The organism is Nocardia amamiensis NBRC 102102, from assembly GCF_001612745.1.
In the GTDB taxonomy this organism is placed as follows: Bacteria; Actinomycetota; Actinomycetes; order Mycobacteriales; family Mycobacteriaceae; genus Nocardia; species Nocardia amamiensis.
Window position 1 is genome coordinate 1 of the sequence record NZ_BDBA01000049.1, and the last position, 1,472, is coordinate 1,472.

Consider the following 1,472-nt stretch of genomic DNA (forward strand, 5'->3'; position numbering starts at 1 on the left):
GAACCTGGAGCCGGTGAGAGTGACAGTGTTGCCACCCGAGACCGGACCCGAACCAGGAACCACCGAGCTGAGTGTGGGCGCAGCAACGTAGGTGTAGCTCACCCCGTTGCTGACGCCGCCCACGGTAGTGACCGTGACCGCGACAGGCCCCACCGTCCCCGCGGGCACCACGGCACTGATCTGGGAATCCGACACCACCGTGAAGGAAACCGCGGTATTCGCACCGAAGCGCACGGCCGTCGTCCCGGTGAACCTGGAGCCGGTGAGAGTGACAGTGTTGCCACCCGAGACCGGACCCGAACCAGGAACCACCGAGCTGAGTGTGGGCGCGGCGACGTAGGTGTAGACCACACCGTTACTGGTGCCGCCGACAGTGGTGACCGTGACCGCGACCGCCCCGGCCGGTCGGGCGGGCACCACGGCACTGATCTGGGTGTCCGAAACGACGGTATAGGAGGTCGCCGGAGTCGCGCCGAAGCGGACGGAGGTCGCCCCCGTGAACCCCGTGCCGTCGAGGACGACAGTGTTGCCGCCGGTTACGGGTCCGGCGCTCGGGGCCACCGCGGTGAGCGTCGGTGCCGGAATGTAGGTGTAGAGAACGCCGTTGCTGGTGCCGCCGATCGCGGTGACGACGACGGTGACCGTCCCGGCGACCTCGGCGGGGATCACGGCACTGATCTGGGAATCCGACACCACCGTGAACGAAACTGCCGCGTTCGCACCGATGTTCACCGTGGTGGCACCGGTGAAACCCGTGCCGGTGAGGACAACGGTGTTGCCACCTGTGGTCGGACCTGAATCCGGCACCACCGACGCGAGTGTCGGTGCTGGGACGTAGGCATAGGCGACTGGGTTGCTCGTGCCACCCGCGGTGGTGACAGTGACACCGACGACCCCGGCGCCCGGAGGGGCGGTGGCGCTGATCTCGCTGTCGGAGATGACCGTGAACGCCGACGACTCCGCACCGAAATGCACCGCGGTCGTGCTGGTGAGGTCGGCGCCGGTCAGAGTGACGATGTTGCCACCCGTCTCGGGACCGGAACCAGGCACCACAGTTGCCAGCGTGGGTGCCGGAACGTAGACGTAGGCAACACCATTGCCGGCGCCACCCGCAGTCGTCACCGTAACCGCGACCGTCCCGCTCCCGGCCGGAGCGACCGCGGTGATCTCGGTATCCGACACCACCGTGAACGACGTGGCCGGTGTCCCGCCGAAGTGCACCGCACTGGCCCCGGCGAGATCGACACCGACAAGGGTAACGGTGTTGCCACCGGTCTCCGGACCGGAGTCGGGGTCGAGCGCAACAAGGGTCGGCGCCGGGACAAAGGTGTACACGACAGCGTCGCTGGTACCGCCGACACCGGTCACCGTCACCGCCGCCGTACCGGTACGCGTGGGAGCGACCGCGGTGATCTCGGTATCCGACAGCACCGTAAACGACACCGCCGGAACAAGACCGAAGTCCACACTCG

The 1,472-nt window shown here is 67.7% G+C and carries 1 protein-coding gene; it reads right to left on the bottom strand.

The genetic code is table 11. The features are described from left to right. Positions 1 to 1,443 (bottom strand): IPT/TIG domain-containing protein (locus NA4_RS12200; RefSeq protein ID WP_218022293.1); only part of this gene is annotated, 1,443 nt, incomplete at its 3' end. Positions 1,444 to 1,472 lie beyond the last annotated feature (29 nt).